Origin of the sequence: Cohnella rhizosphaerae, from assembly GCF_029525575.1 — a bacterium.
GTDB classification, from domain to species: domain Bacteria; phylum Bacillota; class Bacilli; order Paenibacillales; family Paenibacillaceae; genus Cohnella; species Cohnella rhizosphaerae.
The window spans coordinates 2,111,963-2,127,847 of sequence record NZ_JAPDIA010000008.1; the positions used below are offsets into that span (position 1 = coordinate 2,111,963).

Annotated in this window: 15 protein-coding genes and 4 pseudogenes; 9 read left to right on the forward strand and 10 right to left on the reverse strand. The window is 62.1% G+C overall.

Translation table 11 applies throughout. From position 1 onward, the window contains the following. Positions 1-124: 124 nt before the first annotated feature. Positions 125-568, reverse strand: a complete 444-nt coding sequence (locus OMP40_RS33465; RefSeq protein ID WP_277537750.1) for a transcriptional regulator — start codon at positions 566-568, stop codon at positions 125-127. A 260-nt stretch (positions 569-828) separates the two neighbouring features. Here OMP40_RS33465 and OMP40_RS33470 point away from each other — a divergent pair, with 260 nt between their 5' ends. The 9 genes and pseudogenes from OMP40_RS33470 to OMP40_RS33505 all read left to right on the forward strand — a co-directional run bounded on the left by OMP40_RS33470 (position 829) and on the right by OMP40_RS33505 (position 7,215). Further along, on the forward strand, positions 829-1,089 hold the full coding sequence (locus tag OMP40_RS33470; RefSeq protein ID WP_277537751.1) for a hypothetical protein: 261 nt from the start codon (positions 829-831) through the stop codon (positions 1,087-1,089). Continuing rightward, positions 1,086-3,146 (forward strand): chemotaxis protein CheA, encoded by a 2,061-nt coding sequence (locus OMP40_RS33475; RefSeq protein WP_277537753.1) that lies wholly within the window; start codon positions 1,086-1,088, stop codon positions 3,144-3,146. Before OMP40_RS33470 ends, OMP40_RS33475 begins: the two co-directional genes overlap by 4 nt. Before the next feature lie 11 nt (positions 3,147-3,157). Further along, positions 3,158-3,529: a chemotaxis protein CheW gene (locus tag OMP40_RS33480; RefSeq protein ID WP_277537755.1), complete on the forward strand. Its 372-nt coding sequence runs from the start codon at positions 3,158-3,160 to the stop codon at positions 3,527-3,529. Positions 3,530-3,669: 140 nt separating this feature from the next. Continuing rightward, positions 3,670-4,020, forward strand: a complete 351-nt coding sequence (locus OMP40_RS33485; protein WP_277537757.1) for an MCP four helix bundle domain-containing protein — start codon at positions 3,670-3,672, stop codon at positions 4,018-4,020. Beyond that, entirely contained in the window at positions 4,004-4,615 is a 612-nt protein-coding gene (locus OMP40_RS33490; protein WP_277537758.1) for a HAMP domain-containing protein, read from the forward strand. The genes OMP40_RS33485 and OMP40_RS33490 overlap by 17 nt, the downstream gene beginning before the upstream one ends. Then, complete coding sequence (locus OMP40_RS33495; RefSeq protein ID WP_277537759.1) at positions 4,509-5,381, forward strand: methyl-accepting chemotaxis protein; 873 nt, start codon at positions 4,509-4,511, stop codon at positions 5,379-5,381. The genes OMP40_RS33490 and OMP40_RS33495 overlap by 107 nt, the downstream gene beginning before the upstream one ends. 2 nt (positions 5,382-5,383) lie before the next feature. After that, positions 5,384-6,244 carry a CheR family methyltransferase gene (locus OMP40_RS33500; protein ID WP_277538200.1) on the forward strand — a complete coding sequence of 287 codons (861 nt, stop codon included), beginning with the start codon at positions 5,384-5,386 and terminating at the stop codon, positions 6,242-6,244. After that, positions 6,228-6,389: pseudogene (locus OMP40_RS42680) on the forward strand (response regulator); the annotation flags it as partial. The gene OMP40_RS33500 and the pseudogene OMP40_RS42680, both read left to right, overlap by 17 nt. 124 nt (positions 6,390-6,513) lie before the next feature. Beyond that, positions 6,514-7,215 (forward strand): CheB methylesterase domain-containing protein, encoded by a 702-nt coding sequence (locus OMP40_RS33505; RefSeq protein WP_277537761.1) that lies wholly within the window; start codon positions 6,514-6,516, stop codon positions 7,213-7,215. On the opposite strand, the gene OMP40_RS33510 is transcribed toward OMP40_RS33505, so the two are convergent. From OMP40_RS33510 to secD, 9 genes and pseudogenes are all read right to left on the reverse strand, one after another. Then, on the reverse strand, positions 7,160-8,710 hold the full coding sequence (locus OMP40_RS33510; protein WP_459076929.1) for a sensor histidine kinase: 1,551 nt from the start codon (positions 8,708-8,710) through the stop codon (positions 7,160-7,162). The genes OMP40_RS33505 and OMP40_RS33510 overlap by 56 nt on opposite strands. Before the next feature lie 96 nt (positions 8,711-8,806). Then, positions 8,807-9,490: a response regulator transcription factor gene (locus OMP40_RS33515; RefSeq protein WP_277537763.1), complete on the reverse strand. Its 684-nt coding sequence runs from the start codon at positions 9,488-9,490 to the stop codon at positions 8,807-8,809. 211 nt (positions 9,491-9,701) lie between these two features. After that, a complete protein-coding gene (locus OMP40_RS33520) occupies positions 9,702-10,214 on the reverse strand; it encodes an adenine phosphoribosyltransferase (protein WP_277537765.1) in 513 nt (170 codons plus the stop codon). Positions 10,215-10,252: 38 nt separating this feature from the next. Then, complete coding sequence (locus tag OMP40_RS33525) at positions 10,253-11,404, reverse strand: single-stranded-DNA-specific exonuclease C-terminal domain-containing protein (RefSeq protein WP_277537767.1); 1,152 nt, start codon at positions 11,402-11,404, stop codon at positions 10,253-10,255. 9 nt (positions 11,405-11,413) lie between these two features. Then, a pseudogene (locus tag OMP40_RS42685) lies at positions 11,414-11,632 on the reverse strand (DHHA1 domain-containing protein); the annotation flags it as partial. Positions 11,633-12,014: 382 nt separating this feature from the next. Then, positions 12,015-12,485, reverse strand: a pseudogene (locus OMP40_RS42690) (DHH family phosphoesterase); the annotation flags it as partial. A gap of 262 nt (positions 12,486-12,747) precedes the next feature. Continuing rightward, positions 12,748-13,677: a cation diffusion facilitator family transporter gene (locus OMP40_RS33535; protein ID WP_277537771.1), complete on the reverse strand. Its 930-nt coding sequence runs from the start codon at positions 13,675-13,677 to the stop codon at positions 12,748-12,750. Positions 13,678-13,707: 30 nt separating this feature from the next. After that, complete coding sequence (gene secF / locus OMP40_RS33540) at positions 13,708-14,616, reverse strand: protein translocase subunit SecF (protein WP_277537773.1); 909 nt, start codon at positions 14,614-14,616, stop codon at positions 13,708-13,710. Further along, positions 14,606-15,858, reverse strand: a pseudogene (gene secD, locus OMP40_RS33545) (protein translocase subunit SecD). The gene secF and the pseudogene secD overlap by 11 nt, the downstream one beginning before the upstream one ends. Positions 15,859-15,885 lie beyond the last annotated feature (27 nt).

Here is a 15,885-nt window from a genome sequence, read left to right on the forward strand (position 1 = left end):
AGAGGAGACTAGCAGACTTGCGTGAATTTAAGATGAACATCGGATTAACGCAAGCCAAGTAAAAACGGCTTCTCCAGAACGGCAGCGCGCGGAAGCAAGAGCTGTCCGGCTTCAAGCGGGTTCGTCAGTCCCGCGGCCTGCGCTGCCCGCCTGCGTCTGGCGTCGACTCGCACAGGCGGCGAACGATGTATTGCACATGCGCCAAATCGTCCGCCTCGAGCCGCGACGCTGTCTCCAGCAGCTCATCGACGGCCGGCCGGATACCGGTTTTTTCCGATGGGAAATTTTTTCCCAACGCGCCGTCGTTCTCCCCGCTGCCGCCTTCCTCCGACATGCCCGGCTTCTTGGACAGGAAAGGGCTGCCGATGCCGAGCAACAGCCAATCGAGTGAGACGCCTAGCTCGTTGCCGATCGCGATCAGCGCCCCGGCGCTCGGCACGGAGTTGCGCTTTTCGCTCTCCCAATCCCCGACGTTGCCGGGAGAAACAGCGATGGAACCCGCCAGCTCCGCCATCGTCATGCCAAGCGCTTTGCGAAGCTCGCGCAATCTGCGTTTCAACTGATCCATGAACGATCTCCTCCGTCGACCAACTCACTTATAAATCAATACCCGCCGAACTAGTTCTTTCGTATCATTCCAAAAAAAATCAGGATCGTCGTATTTAATCGTATTTACGTAAATTTGATTGAATATAATCGAATATACGATTATAATGGCGAATAACCATTACTTCCAAAGTCTTAGTCAAAAGGAATTGGTTTGATGCAATTATACATATCTCCACATCGCAGACGATTCCTTTTTTTATGAAGAAATGAGGTGAACGCTTGACCTCCTCCCGTCAATTTACCGAACTCGGGTGGGCGATCCTCCAACGTCTCGCTGAGCGTAAATTAACGCGCAAGCAGTTCTGTCTCGAATACGGCTTGTCCGAGAGCAGGCTGTCCGAGCTGATCACCGGCAATACGAGACGCAATACGTCCGTCATCCGCGGCAAGGTCTTGTCCCTGCTCGACATCCAAGAAGATACGCTGCACGGTTCGGTCCAGAACTTTAACCCGGCCGCGCGCAGAAAGGTTGGCCCATGAATCCGCAAGAACCGAGCGACGCCTTGACCGACATGTATTTTCTTGAAGCGTATCAGTTGATCGGCCAAATCGAGGAGCTGGCGCTCGCCAGCGAAAAATCCGGCGGCTTCTCGCCCGAAGACATCGCCGCCCTTTTCCGCAGCCTGCATACCTTAAAGGGCTCCTCCGCGATGATGCAGTATCGTCGCATCGCGGATATCTCGCATGCGCTCGAGGATGTGTTCGACGATTTGCGCAAACGGCACGACGATCCGCGCAACGGCCGTCCGCTGGCGGATCTCGTGCTGCGAACGGTCGATTACTGCCGCAGCGAGCTGGCGCATCGCGAGCGAGGGCTCGGACACCCCGGCGAGCCGACTGCGCTGCTCGAAGAAGCGGCCGGCATGCGAATTCAATCGGGCGCTTCGGGCAAGCAGGCGAATTGCTACAGCGCCCTCGTTCGATTTTCAGACCCTTGTCCGATGATCTCCGTCCGGGCGTACCAGTTGATTGCCAGACTGCGCGAAGTTTGTCTTCGGATCGATCACTCGCCGGACAATCTCGTTGACGACGCCTCCTCTTCCGAAGTGCTCGAATCGCTCGGGCTATTGGTCATGCTGGAGTCCGATATGGACTATTCTTCCATCGTAACCTATATACAAAACAACTTATATATCGAGTCCGTGAATGTGACCCGGCTCATCTCCTGGGCGGATGCGCGGGAGGCGAGCGAAAGCGGACGGAGCGCCCCGACGGACATCTCGCAAGCGCCGGCGCCGCAGGCGCCGACGTCCCGCGAGCCGGCTCCGCGCGATCCGCAAGCCGCGGTTCCCGCGGAAAAAACGGGCGTCTCCCCGAAGCCGATCGCTTCGCAAACCGTCAGCGTGCCCGTCGCCAAGCTCGATCGCCTCGTGGACCTGGTAGGCGAGCTGGTCGTCACCGAATCGGTCGTCGGCCAGAGCGAGGCGGCGGATCCCGAAGGGAGCGGCCGGCTGCGACAGGCCCAGTCGCAGTTGCGCAAGATTACGACAGAGCTTCAGGATTCGGTGCTCTCGCTGCGCATGGTGCCGATCGCCGCGCTGTTCGGCAAGATGAACCGTGTCGCGCGCGATATGACCGCCAAGCTGGGCAAGCAGGCCGATATGATCATCGACGGGGAGCAAACCGAGCTGGACAAGCTCGTCATCGATCAAATCTCCGATCCGCTCATGCATCTGGTGAGAAACTGCATCGATCACGGCATCGAGCTTCCGGAGGAGCGCGCGGCCGCCGGGAAGCCGCCGGCCGGCATCGTCAGGCTTCGGGCGATAAGCATCGGCGGAGACGTCATGCTCACCGTAGAGGACGACGGCCGCGGCCTGGACAGGCAGCGGCTGCTTGAAAAAGCGCAAGCGGCCGGTCTGCTCCGCGACGTTGCGAGAGAGCCGAGCGATTCGGAAATTTACAACTTCATTTTTATGCCCGGGCTGACGACGCGCGAACAGATCTCCGAATTCAGCGGCCGCGGGGTCGGCATGGACGTCGTCGCCCGCAATGTCGCGCAGGTATCCGGGAGCATCGCGGTCGACAGCGAGCAAGGACGCTACACGCGATTTACCCTCAAAATACCGCTGACCCTGGCGATCATCGACGGGATGCATCTACGGGCCGGCTTGACGCGGTATACGATACCGACCGTCTCGGTCAGGGAATCGTTCCGGCCCGCGCCGGAGCAGATCATTCATAGTCCGGACGGCGGGCGAATGCTGTTGTCGCGCGGCCGCTGCGTGCCGGTGCTGCGCCTCGGTCCGGCGCAGGTCGACGAAAGAGACGACGGTCCTGCCCGCATCCTGGTCATGGTCGAGCAAGGCGATCGGGCCGTCTGCCTGGAAGCGGACGAGCTGCTCGGTCAGCAGCAGATCGTCATCAAGCCGCTCCCGCCGCTGGTCGCCAGGCATCTGACATCCGGGAAAATATCGGGGTGTACGCTCCTCGGCGACGGCAGCATCAGTCTGATATTGAACACCGGAGCCTGGCTGGCGGGCGACGATCGCATCCAGGCAGAGCGCCTGGCGGCCGTCATCGAGGGAAACGCATAAGGAGGGACGACGTGACGAATATCAACGAGAGCGGCGCGGACGCCGGCCAAGAAGAAGATACGCAGAAAAACAAATATTTGACGTTTGCGCTCGGCGGAGACATGTACGGGATCGAAATTCGCCATGTGACCGAAATTATCGGCATTCAAAAAATCACGGAAATTCCGGAGCTGCCGGCGCATATGCGGGGCATCATCAATCTCCGGGGAAAAATCATACCCGTCATGGACGTACGCCTTCGCTTCCGCAAGCCGCTGCGCGAATATACGGACCGAACTTGCATTATCGTCGTCGATATCGGCGAGCTGTCGCTCGGCCTCATCGTCGACAGCGTCTCCGAAGTGCTGAGCATCGCGGAGACCGACATCGTTCCCCCCGCCTGAGACGGGGCGTCCGTCTTCCCGCTTCATCAGCGGCATCGGCAAAGCGAGCGACGGAACGAAGCTGCTGCTCGACGCGCTGAAGCTGATCGGCGACGAGGATCTTGAACGGCTTAACCAATAACCGACTATGGGGTGTTGTCATGCGCTGGTTTTACGATATGAAGATCGGCAAAAAGCTTCTCGCTTCCTTTATCCTGCTGGCGTTGCTGGCCGGCGTCGTCGGCCTGATCGGAGTCGCCAACATGAATCGGCTCGACCGCAATTACACCGATTTGTACGAAAATTACGGCGTCGCGCTCGGCGATCTGGGCGAAGCCGGCATGAACTATCACAACATTCGCGCGACGATGCGCAGCATGCTGATTACGGAAGACGACGCCGAGCGCACGCAGCTCAAGCAGACGATCGGCGAGCTGGACGCCAGCATGGACGAATCGTTCATGCGATTCCAAAAAAAGTCTGTCGTCCGCTTCCTTGAAGGAACGGTATGACGCCTTCAAGTCCACGCTCGAGCAGTACAACGGAATGCGCGACCGGATCGTCGAGCTCGCAGCCAAAGACGACATCGCCGGCGCGATCAAGTTGCTCGGCGAATCGGCAAGCTTGGCCCAGAAGACGGACGGCGAGATCAAAAGCCTGTTTCAGGCCGGACGGGACGAGGGCGTCGCGCAATCCGACGCGTACAGCGCGTCGACCCGTTCGACGATTACGACGATGGTGCTCGTCGTCGTCGTCGCCATGGCGGTCGCAATCGTGCTCGGCCTGTTCATTTCCTCGATGATCGGCAAGCCGATCCGCAAAATGGTCGATGCGGCCGAGCGGATCGCGAGCGGCGATCTGACTCGGCAGATCGACGTGTCGTCCAAGGACGAGACCGGACAGCTCGCCGCCGCATTCAGGCGGATGAACGACAATCTGAACGAGGTCGTGTCCAACATTCAGGCCGCCTCCGATCAGGTCGCCGCGGGGGGCCCGCCAGATGTCCGAATCGAGCCTGCTGCTGTCGCAGGGCTCGACGGAGCAGGCGAGCTCCGTCGAGCAGCTCACCGTATCGCTCGAAGAGATCTCGAGCCAAACGAGACTTAACGCGGACAATTCGGTGCTTGCCAGCAATCTGGCCGAGCAGACGCGCAGCAACGCGGCCCACGGCAACGGCCGTATGCGGGAGATGCTGCGCGCGATGGACGATATCAACGAAGCTTCGGGCAGCATCTCGAAAATTATCAAGGTCATCGACGAGATCGCGTTCCAAACGAACATCCTGGCGCTGAACGCCGCCGTCGAAGCGGCGCGGGCAGGCCAGCACGGCAAGGGCTTCGCCGTCGTCGCCGAGGAAGTACGCAATCTCGCGGCCCGCTCGGCAGGCGCGGCCAAGGAAACGACCGCCATGATCGAAGGCTCGATCCGCAATGTCGAGAACGGCATGAAAATCGCCGGCGATACGGCGGACGCGCTGGAGAAAATGCTCGGCGACGTAGACCGGGTCGCCCAGCTCGTCGAAGGCATCTCCAAGGCATCCGGCGAGCAGGCGGCGGGCATTACGCAAATCAATCAAGGTTTGCTGCAGGTGTCCCAGGTCATTCAGACGAACTCGTCGACGTCGGAGGAGAGCGCGGCTGCGAGCGAGGAGCTGACCGGACAAGCCGACATGCTGCGGGGGCAAGTGTCGCGATTCAGAATTCGCAGCCGGCACGGCTATGGCGCCTCCGACGGCTATAGCGCGGCGTCGCCTGCGACCCGAACGGATGCGCGCCCGCAGCCTGGCTATCGTTCGCCCGACGACGCCTTCGCCGAAGTGGCTGCCGGCATGGACAGCTTCTCCTTGAGCGACAAGGAGTTCGGCAAGTATTGAGCATGGACAACCATATTCAGGATGAGGAATTCGACAAGCTGGCCGAAACGATTCGTCTTCATGCGGGTATCTATTTGAGGCGGGAGAAAAAGGCGCTGCTCGTCAGTCGGCTCGGCCGTCTGCTCGAGCAGCACGGCGCCGCCGGCTTCGATCAATATATCTCCCGGTTGGCGGCCGATCGCTCGGGCCGCCTTCTGTCCCAACTGATCGATCATATATCCACGAATCATACGTTTTTTATGCGGGAGACGCCGCACTTCGATTTTATGCGGGACGTCGCGCTGCCCTACTGGATGCCGCGCATCGCCGACCGCGATCTGCGCGTTTGGAGCGCAGGCTGTTCGACCGGCGAGGAGCCCTATACGCTCGCCATGCTGCTGCAGGACTTTCTAGGCCCGCAGGCCGGCGAATGGGACAGCCGCGTGCTGGCGACGGATATTTCGGCGCGCACGCTCGAGACGGCAGCTCTCGGCGTATACTCGCAGGACGCCGTGAGGCCGCTGCCGGAAAGCTGGAAGCGGCTTTATTTTCGTCGGTTGCCGGACAACACGGTACGGGTGCAGGACAGTCTGAGGGCTCAGGTGCTGTTCCGCCGCTTTAATCTGATGGAACAGCGTTTTCCTTTCAGCCGTCCCTTTCACATTATTTTTTGCCGCAACGTAATGATATACTTCGACGAGCGCGCCCGGAACCAGCTGCTTCGTAAATTTTGGGAGACGCTGGCGCCGGGCGGCTATTTGTTCATCGGTCATTCCGAAGGGATCGGACGCAAGGATCTCGGCTTCTCCTATGTCAGTCCGTCCGTATACCGCAAGCCGGAATCAGAAGATACACGGAGGAAAAGCCATGACCGCCATCGATAAAATCAGGGTGCTGCTGGTCGACGACTCGCCCTCGTTCAGAGAAGCGCTCTCAAGGGGGCTCCGCAGCCTCGGCGATATCGAGCTGGTGCCGCCCGCGGGCGATCCGTTCGAGGCGCGAAAACATTTGATGCAGTACCGCCCGCACATTATGGTATGCGATATCGAACTGCCGCGAATGAACGGAATTACCTTTTTGGGGCAACTGCTGCCGAGTTATCCGATCCCCCGCGATCGCGATCAGCTCGCGTCCAGAGGCCGAAGCAGGCGCTTTGCGCTCCGGCGCCAAGGCGTTCCTGCTGAAGCCGGCGGCGCCGACGCCGGAGCATGTCGCATCGTTCATCCGGAACGTCGCCCGGCTGGCGCGGCAGTATGCGGCGCCGCCCGCTTCCGCAGCGGGCGGGCAGACGGGACTGATCGCGATCGGCGCTTCGACCGGCGGCACCGAGGCGATCTATTATCTGCTTCAGATGCTGCCGCCGAACGTGCCGGGCATCGTGATCGTGCAGCACATTCCGCCCGTCTTCTCCCGCATGTTCGCCGAAAGGCTCAATCAGGCGACCCGATTCGAAGCGCGCGAAGCGGAGACGGGCGACGAGATCAAAAGCGGGATCGTGCTGGTCGCGCCGGGCGATCGGCACTTGAAGGTCGTCCGCAGCGGCGGCCGGCTCAAAGCAGACTGCAGCAAGGGCGAGAAGGTCAGCGGGCATATCCCGTCCGTCGACATCCTGTTCGGCTCCGTCGCCGCGTGCGCCGGACCCGAATCGATCGGCATTTTGCTGACCGGCATGGGACAGGACGGCGCGCGCGGCCTGCTCGCCATGCGGCAGGCAGGCGCGCGGACGATCGTCCAGGACGAACAGACATCGGTCGTCTACGGCATGCCGAAGGCCGCCTACGAGCTCGGCGCAGCCGAGTTCAGGCGGCCGATCGGGGAGATCGCCGCGCTGGTCGGATCGCTGCGTCAGTCATGAACGTCCCCCAGCGGTTCAGGCGCAGGCAATACAATCGAGAACAGGGTTCCTTCCCCCCGGTTCGCTCGACGCCCGAATGCGGCCGCCGAGCGCGTCGACGATGGACTTGGATATCGACAAGCCTAATCCGGCCCCCCCCGTATTTGCGCGTACGAGACGAATCGCTTCGATAGAATCGATCGAATACGTAAGGCAGGTGGTCGGCATCGATGCCCGAGCCGTTGTCCTTGACGTCGAGCTGCAGCCAACCGCCTGCGCGACGGATCGCTATCGCGATCGCGCCTTCTTCCGCATCCGTATGCTGAACCGCATTGTGAAACAGATTGAGCACGACCTGCTTGATTTTGTCCGGGTCGTACAGGCCATACATGCCTTCCGGCAGCGCGAACGCCACCTCGCGGGACCCGGCCAGCATCCGCAGCTGCGGCTCCATCTCGCGAAGCGTATCGCTCAGATCGCCGCGGACGGCATGAACGCCGTTCCGCTGATCGAGCTTCGCCAGCGTCAGCAGATCACCGACCAGCTTGCGAAGCCGCTCCGACTCGCCGTGCATGCTGCGAAGCGCGCGCTCGAGCTGCTCGGGATTGCCGGATGCGCCGCGCAGCAGCACTTCCAGGAAGCCATGAATCGAGGTCAGCGGGGTCCGCAGCTCATGCGAGGCATCCGCCACGAACTGTCGCATGTGCTCCTTCGCTTCCTTCTCGGTCTCGAACGCATCGTTTAGCCGCGCCAGCATCCCGTTGAAGGATGCCGACAAACGTCCGATCTCCACCGGCTTCGCGATCGCGGGGAATGGTTCGTCCAGGTTGCCGGCATCGATCCGTTCGACCCTGTCGACCAGGTCGGACAGCGGCGTTAACGTGCGCCGAAGCACGGGCAGCAACGCGAGCAGCCCGGCGATCAGCGCCAGCAGCGACAGTCCGCCGAACAGGAGCAGTTGACCTTTCAGCGTCTCCTTGAGCTCTCTCGTGCCCGTGCTGATCTGGATGACGCCGGAGCCTTGGCCTTCCTTGCCGAGCGAACGAAGCACCACGAGCTGCTCGTTGCCTTCGGCATCCTTCGCGATCCGGTAGTCCGCGCCCGCGGAGGCGCCTTCTTCGCCGTTCATGGCCGCCCGGTACGCCTCGTCGGAAAGCCGGGGCGGTTCTGCCTGATCCGTCCATTCGGACAGCGTCGTGAAGCTCAGGTCGGTCCCGATCAAGACGACGGTGGCATCCGGAACGTAGTAACGGCCTCGCATCTCGCTCACGGCGTCCGTCAATCCTTCGTCCCCGTCCCTACTGACGTCGGCGTCCTTATCGTCGTTATCCGGCGGCTTGGCGGCGCCGAAGCCGAACCCGGACTTCATGGCGCGGTCGGCGCCTCCGCCGCCATGACCTTGACGGTCCCGCCAGATGTCGGGCGGCAGCGACAAGATCTGGCTTCGAAGCGCGGAGGCTTTGTTCTCGTAGGTGAACTTTCGCATGAGCACGAATTGAAACAAACCGATGAGCACCAGCAGCACCGCCAGGACGAGCAGCGAACGCGACAGCAGCTGGAGGCGAAGCGAGCCCTTCAGCTGGGGGGCGCGGGACGCCGCCGGACGTCCGCCTCATGGCAGATCGATCCTGTAGCCCGCGCCGCGCAGCGTGCGGATCAGCTGGTGCTCCTTGTCGCCGAGCTTCTCGCGCAGCGAGCGAATGTACACTTCCACGATATTTTCGTCGCCGCCGAAGTCGTAGCCCCATACCTTGTCGAGAATCAGCGCTTTGCTGAGCACGATGCCGTGGTTGATGACCATATATTTAAGCAGTTCGTATTCGGTAGGCGACAGCTCCAGCACCCGCCCGCTCAGGCTGATCTCCTTGCGCCGGTCGTCGATGCTGATGGGACCGAACACGGCCTGGCCGGACAGTAGGGGAAATTGGTTGCGCACCCGCGCATGAATGCGGGCCAATAGCTCCTCGAAGCTGAACGGCTTGGCCATGTAGTCGTCCGCGCCGAGCAAAAGCCCTTTGACCCGATCGTCCACCTCGTCCCTGGCCGTCAGCATAATAACCGCCACGTTTTCGGTTTTCTTCAGCAGCTTGCACGCCTCGAAACCGTCCATCCCGGGCATCATCACGTCCAAAATGGCGACATGGGGCTTGAAGCTTTTGGCCAAGTTGATCGCCGTCATGCCGTCTGGCGCGGTCTGCACTTCAAAGCCTTCGTTGATCAGGCCCAGCTCCAAAAATTGCAAAATGTTCGGTTCGTCGTCTACGGCGAGAATACGGATGCCTTTAATTTGATTCATCGCGCTGTCGCTCCTCTGCGTGGCCCGCTATTCATATATTCCCATTATGCTCGGGGGGCGCTGAGGCGCCTCTGAACCGCTGCTGAAGATCGGCTGAAAATGAAGCGCGGCGAACGTCCTTCAGGGAGCTCCGTCGAAACAAAAGCCGGACGCTCCGGCTATCGGAACGTCCGGCCTCGGCAGCTGCGCCGCGATTCGCCGCGATATTCGGTTAGTACTGGACCAGCGATTCGACGCGCGCGCCCTTCAGCTTGTCCCGTCCGTCGAGATAGCTCAGCTCGATCAGGAAGGAAGCGCCGACGATCTCGCCGCCAAGCTGTTCGACGAGCTTGATCGTCGTCGCGATCGTCCCGCCCGTGGCGAGCAGATCGTCAGCGATCAGCACGCGCTGTCCAGGCTTGATCGCATCCTTATGCACGGCCAGCGTGTCCTTGCCGTATTCGAGATCGTAGCCGGCCTCAACCGTCTCGCCGGGCAGCTTGCCCGACTTGCGGATCGGCACGAAGCCGACGCCGAGCGCCAGCGCGAGCGGCGCGCCGATGACGAAGCCGCGCGCCTCGGGGCCGGCCACGATGTCGATCTCCCAGTCCTTCACGCGCTCCTTGAGCTCGTCGATCGCCGCGCGGTACACCTCGCCGTTGTTAAGCAAGGTCGTTATATCCTTGAATCGGATCCCGGGTACGGGAAAATCGGGAATAACGCGGATATATGGCTTAAAATCCATTCTCATTCGCTCCTTCAAAACAAGTTCGCCAGCTTGCATTATACACTTGATCGAAGCCGCTTGCCATCGTTACCTTCCGCGAGCGCGCGCAGCCAATTCCGCAAGTCGGCGGGCGACATCGCGGCCAGCGCCTCGGCCTCCGCGCGGAGCAGCGCCTTGCGGTATCTGGCGGACTCCTCCAGCTGGCGCTTCGGCGGCTGGGCGACGATCTCGACCGACGCCCGGCTCCGCCGCAAGAAGCCGAGTTCCTCGAACACGTCCTGCATCATGACGATATCGGCGAGCGTCCGGCCAGTCCGCTGCGCCACCTGACGCAAAAATCCGTCGGGCGTCTCGATCCAGCTCCCCTTGCGCCGCATCAGACCGTACACCTCGCCGAACTGCTCCCGGCCCGGCATGCGCACGCCCTCCTGCGGACGGCTGCGCGAGCCGGACGAAGCGCGGCCGGACGAGAGAAGATGGATCTCCTCCACGACGCAGCCGGCAAGCAGTCCGCGCAGTCCCTCCAGGGCGTCGCCCGCCTCGGGCAGGTCGATCAGCGCGAGCCGCAGCGTCTTCGCGCCCGTCGCCGCCGCGGCCGCTTCAGCATACGATGCGACGATAAGCTCCGCCCCGTCGCCGGTGGCGGCTTGCAGCTCGGCCAAGGCCGTCTCGCTCGCCGCGACGGCGAGCAGGCTCGCGGCCCCGGTCGCTGCCGTCAGCGTCCGCAAGGCGCTTCGCCAATCGGCCTCGTGGCGCCGGTCATGCACGGGCAGCGCGGCCGGCTGCCAGTCCTGCAGCATGAGCTGCACGCGTTTGCTCCCGTTCCACTCGTTCACCGACAGCTCGCCCAGCACATTGGCCGAGCCGCTGCCCAGCATGGCGCCGCAATCCGCGCCTCTGCCGAAGCAAACGGCCTCCAGCTTGCGGCCGCCCTGGCCCAGCACCACCCGCAAATGCCGGCTGTCTTTGCCCATCGCCTTGGCGTCGATCACCTCCGCGCCGCGCAGCACGAAGCGGGGAGCGGGATTGCCGATGCCGCACGGCTCGAGCGCGCGCAGCTGATCGGCGGCCTCGAGCGTCAGCTCGGAAGCTCTGCAGACGAGATCCGCCTTCTTGCGCGGGACCCAATCGTCTGCCGTCAGCCAGCTATCCGCGAGCGCGGACAGCTTCTCGCCCAGCGCGGCGACGCGCTCGGTGCGCATCGTCATGCCGGCGGCCGCCTTGTGGCCGCCGAAGTGCTCGAGCTCCTCTGCGCAAGCCGTTAGCGCCGCATGCAGGTCGAAGCCTTCGATCGAGCGCGCCGAGCCTTTGCACAGGCCCGTGGCGGCGTCCGCCGCCAGGACGACGGTCGGCTTGTAATAGCGCTCGACGAGCTTCGAAGCGACGAGACCCGCGATGCCCGCGTTCCAGCCCTCCCCCCGCGACGACGATGACAGCGGGTCCGGTACCGCCGTGAGCGGCCGCGATCGCCTGCCATGCGGCGTCGGCCTGAATCAGCGTGTCCTCCACCAGCTGCTGTCGTTCCTGGTTCAGCATGTCCAGCTCCGCCGCCAGCAGCTCGGCTTCGCGCTGATCGGCGGTGATGAGCAGGCGCAGCGCGGTATCCGCTTCGGCCAGCCGGCCCCCCGCGTTCAGCCGCGGCGCGAGTCCGAACGCGACGCGTCCGCTCGTGAGCCGTCCCGGCTCGGCGCCGGAGATTTGCGCCAGCGCCTTGATGCCGGGCGACGGACGCGCGTTCATCTCCTCGAGCCCGAGCTTCACGATCGCGCGGTTTTCGCCCGTCAGCGGCATCAAATCCGCGACGACGCCGATCGCGGCGACGTCGGCGAACGCGAGGTCAGGCTCGCCGAGCATCGCGTGGGCCAGCTTGAACGCGACCGCCGAGCCGGTGAGCTCCTTGAACGGATACGGGCAGCCGGGCTGCTTCGGATTGACGATGGCGACCGCCGCGTTCGGCAGGACGGCAGGCGGCTCATGGTGATCGGTCACGACGACGTCGATGCCGAGCGTCGCCGCATAAGCGATCTGCTCGATGGCGCTGATGCCGTTGTCGACCGTGACGATGAGCTTGACGCCCGCTTCCGCCGCTTTGTCGATCGCAGGCAGATTCAGCCCGTAGCCTTCCTTGCTCCGATGCGGAATGTATGTATCGAAGTCCGCGCCAAGCCGGCTGAGCAGCCTGTGCATAAGCGCGGTCGAGGTGACGCCGTCGGCGTCGTAGTCCCCGTATACGCGTATGCGTTCACTGCCGTCGATCGCCTGCCGGATCCGTGCCACTGCCCGGTCCATGCCGAGCAGCAAGTAGGGATCGTGCAGATCGCGGAGCCCGGGATACAAAAATCGCTCCGCGTCTTCCGGATTCCGATACCCCCCGCGAGACGAGCAAGCGGCTGACCAGCGGCGCCAAACCCAACTGCGCCCCGAGCGCCGCCGCCGCGTCGCCGTCTTCTTCCGCCAATACCCAGCGATAGGTGGATTTCACCTTTTAAACCGCTCCTTTCTGCCTTACAGCACTGTGGACTCCGCCTGGTGCGGCGGAGTCCACAGCGATTTATTGAATTAAAGTCGGCATTTCTTCTTCCTGGTGATTCGATTTGTAAGGATAACCCGGATCGTACGGCTCGACGCGTACGCTCGCGTCCGATACGTGCAAGAAGCGCTTGGTCAGCTGCCTTCGCACGCGCTGGGCGACGTCGTGTCCGTCCAGCACCGATATGCGCGGATTCACTCTGATAAGGACGTCTATGATCACATAATGGCCGTGTTCCTTCGCTCTGAGCTCGTCGACGGCGACGACGCCGTCGACCCGCTGCACCACTTCAAGCAAGGTCTGCGCGTCCACTTCGTCCATTGGCCTGCGTTCGACCGCGCCGATGGCGGAAGCCGCCTGCCGGTAGCCCATCCGGAGCACGAACACGCCGATCACGAGTCCTGCGGCGGGATCGAGCACGTACAGGACGGGCAAGTCCAGCAGCTGTCCGGTCATCGCGCCCGCCGTGCCGACCAGCGCGGTCAGCGACGCGAACACGTCCGAACGGTCCGTGCGGGACGCTTCGGGACGCAGCCCCATGCGGTGCTCGTAGCTGCGGCGGTACAGAATCAGCGCTTCGCGGGCGATCATGCCGGCCGCGATGACGATGACGGCGCCCCAGCCGGGCGCGCGATCCTCGCCCCACGCGATCGCGCGCAGCGAGGAGATCGCCATCTCGAGGCCGGCGAGCAGCAGCAGCGCCGCGAACACGACGGCCGCCACCGCTTCGCGCTGCCGCTCGGCGGCGCCGCGAGGCGAGATGGCCCTGCGGTGCCGCAGATAAGAATTGACGGCGGCGGCGAAGTCGGCCGCCGAATGGCAGGCGTCCGCCATCAGCGCCTTACTGCCCGTGAACCAACCCGCGAGACCCTTGAAGACCGACAGTACGAGCAACCCGAGCAGGGATACCTTGATGCCGTGCAGCGTTTTGCCGGTCCTTTTTTGAGTCATCTTATCGATACACCTCTATTCCTTATTCCGTCAAGGCGCCGGCTGCGCCTTGACGGGCTTGGCAGGCTTCGCTTTTCGTTTCATCCAGAACCAGAGCGGGCTGGCGATGAAGATGGAGGAATAGGCGCCGCTGATCAATCCGAAGATCATCGCGAGCGAGAACATTTTAATCGATTCGCTGCCGAAAATGAATAGGCAGACGGCGGCGAATGCGACGGTGATAACCGTATTGATCGAACGGGTCAGCGTCTGGGTGATGCTGTCGTTGACGACCTTGGCGAGATCGGCTTCGGACTTCACCTTTGCGAAGCGCATATTCTCCCGGATCCGGTCGAAGATGACGACGGTATCGTTGATCGAATAGCCGATGATGGTCAGTACGGCAACGATAAACGGCAGGTTGACTTCGAGATGGAAAATCGAGAACAGCGTAATGACGATAAACGCGTCGTACAGCAGCGCGATGACCGACGAGATCGCGTACCGCCATTCGAAGCGGATCGCGATATAGATGATGATGCCGATCGAAGCGATCAGAATGCCGCGCAGGGCGTTCGTCTGCTGCTCCTTGGCGATCTCGACGTCGACGATGTTTTTCTCGAACGACGCCTTGTCGTCGAACTTGGACTTGAAGTCCGATTCGAGCTTGCTCTGCTGGTCTTCCGTAAGCGCGGCCTTGAACCGGATCGAGAGCCGCTCGGCCGCGGTCGTCAGGTGATACTCGCCGAGCTCTTCCTTCTCGAGGAACGTCTTGACCTCGTCGCCGTTCACCGTCTTGGTGATGGCGATGTCCACGGACGTGCCCGATTGAAAGTCGATGCCGTAGTTCAAGCCCCGGATGGAGAGCGACAAAATGCCGATCAGCACGATGACGAGCGAAGCGATGAAGAACGGCTTGCTCCATTTAATCCAGTCGATGTCGTGAAACTTATAGCGCACGGATTTCACTCTCCTTTACGCCATAGTAGCCGACCTTATTGAACTTGCCGCTCTTCACGAGCAGGTGCATCAGGTAGCGGGGCAGGAAGATGTTGGTCGCGATGTTGCAGATGATCGACGCGAGCAGCACGACCGCGAAGCCCTTGACCGAGCCTTGGCCGATAAAGTAAAGCACGGCGCCGGCGATGATGTTCGTGATATGCGCGTCGATGATCGTGCGGAAGCTGTTCTTGTTGCCCGACCGCAGCGACGACGCGATGCTCTTGCCCGTGCGGATCTCGTCCTTGATCCGTTCGGCCGTAATGATATTCGAGTCGACCGCGATGCCGATGCCGAGCACGAAGGCGGCGATGCCGGGCAGCGTCAGCGTCGCGCCCATGAGCCAGAAGACGGCGATCAGCAGCCAGACGAACACGAGCAGACAGAAGCCTGCGATAACGCCCGGCAACCGGTAGAACACGACCATAAATACGAAAATGGCGACGGACGCGATGATGCCCGCGAGCAGCGTCTCTTCAAGCGACTTTTTGCCGAGCGTCGCGCCTACGCTTTGCGTATACTTCTCCGTCAGCTTCAGCGGCAGCGCGCCGAGATTGATCGTATCGGCCAGCGCCTTGGCGTCGGCCGGCGTCGGCTGGCCGGAGATGGTGGCCGTGCCGTCGGTGAAGACGCCCTGAACGGTCGGATCGGACAACAGATCCTCGTCCAGGTAGATCGCGAGCTTTTTGCCCAGGAGCCTGCTCGAGATATCTTCGAATTTCTTTTTTGTCTTTGACCTGAATGGCGACGAGCGGTTCGCGCAGCTGATTGTATTCGACCTTCGCCGCGCCCTCTTTAAAGTCGTCCCCCTGCAGCTCTACCTTGCAATAGCCTGCGTCCGCGGCGCATCCTTCTGCGCTGCGGAACGTAAGAACCGCCGGCTTTTGCAGCATCTTGCGGACTTCCGTCTCGTCGGCGACGCCGGCGATCTTGACGCGGATCCGGTTCTTGCCCTCCGGCGTCACTTCGGATTCGCCGACGCCGCGCGCGTCGATCCGCTTCTTGATGCTCTCGGCCGTCTTGTTCAGCGAATCCTTCGTCACTTCGCCCGTTCCAGCGAGCGGGGGATGCTTCGTACAAAATCTCAAATCCGCCTTGCAGATCGAGCCCAAGCTTCGTCTTGTCCAGCAAATACGGGCTGGTAGCCGCGATAACGCCGAACGAAACGAGAACCACGAGCACGAAAGCGAGCATCCGGTTCATATGGTATTGCCGACCCCTTTCGATTCT

Bases quoted from the DNA above. Each gene is read 5' to 3' on its own strand.
- OMP40_RS33500 (WP_277538200.1), top strand. From the start codon at position 5,384: ATGGACAACCATATTCAGGATGAGGAATTCGACAAGCTGGCCGAAACG.
- OMP40_RS33535 (WP_277537771.1), bottom strand. From the start codon at position 13,677: ATGACTCAAAAAAGGACCGGCAAAACGCTGCACGGCATCAAGGTATCC.
- OMP40_RS33485 (WP_277537757.1), top strand. From the start codon at position 3,670: ATGCGCTGGTTTTACGATATGAAGATCGGCAAAAAGCTTCTCGCTTCC.
- OMP40_RS33525 (WP_277537767.1), bottom strand. From the start codon at position 11,404: ATGACGATGCGCACCGAGCGCGTCGCCGCGCTGGGCGAGAAGCTGTCC.
- OMP40_RS33520 (WP_277537765.1), bottom strand. From the start codon at position 10,214: ATGGATTTTAAGCCATATATCCGCGTTATTCCCGATTTTCCCGTACCC.
- OMP40_RS33515 (WP_277537763.1), bottom strand. From the start codon at position 9,490: ATGAATCAAATTAAAGGCATCCGTATTCTCGCCGTAGACGACGAACCG.
- OMP40_RS33495 (WP_277537759.1), top strand. From the start codon at position 4,509: ATGTCCGAATCGAGCCTGCTGCTGTCGCAGGGCTCGACGGAGCAGGCG.
- OMP40_RS33475 (WP_277537753.1), top strand. From the start codon at position 1,086: ATGAATCCGCAAGAACCGAGCGACGCCTTGACCGACATGTATTTTCTT.
- OMP40_RS33465 (WP_277537750.1), bottom strand. From the start codon at position 568: ATGGATCAGTTGAAACGCAGATTGCGCGAGCTTCGCAAAGCGCTTGGC.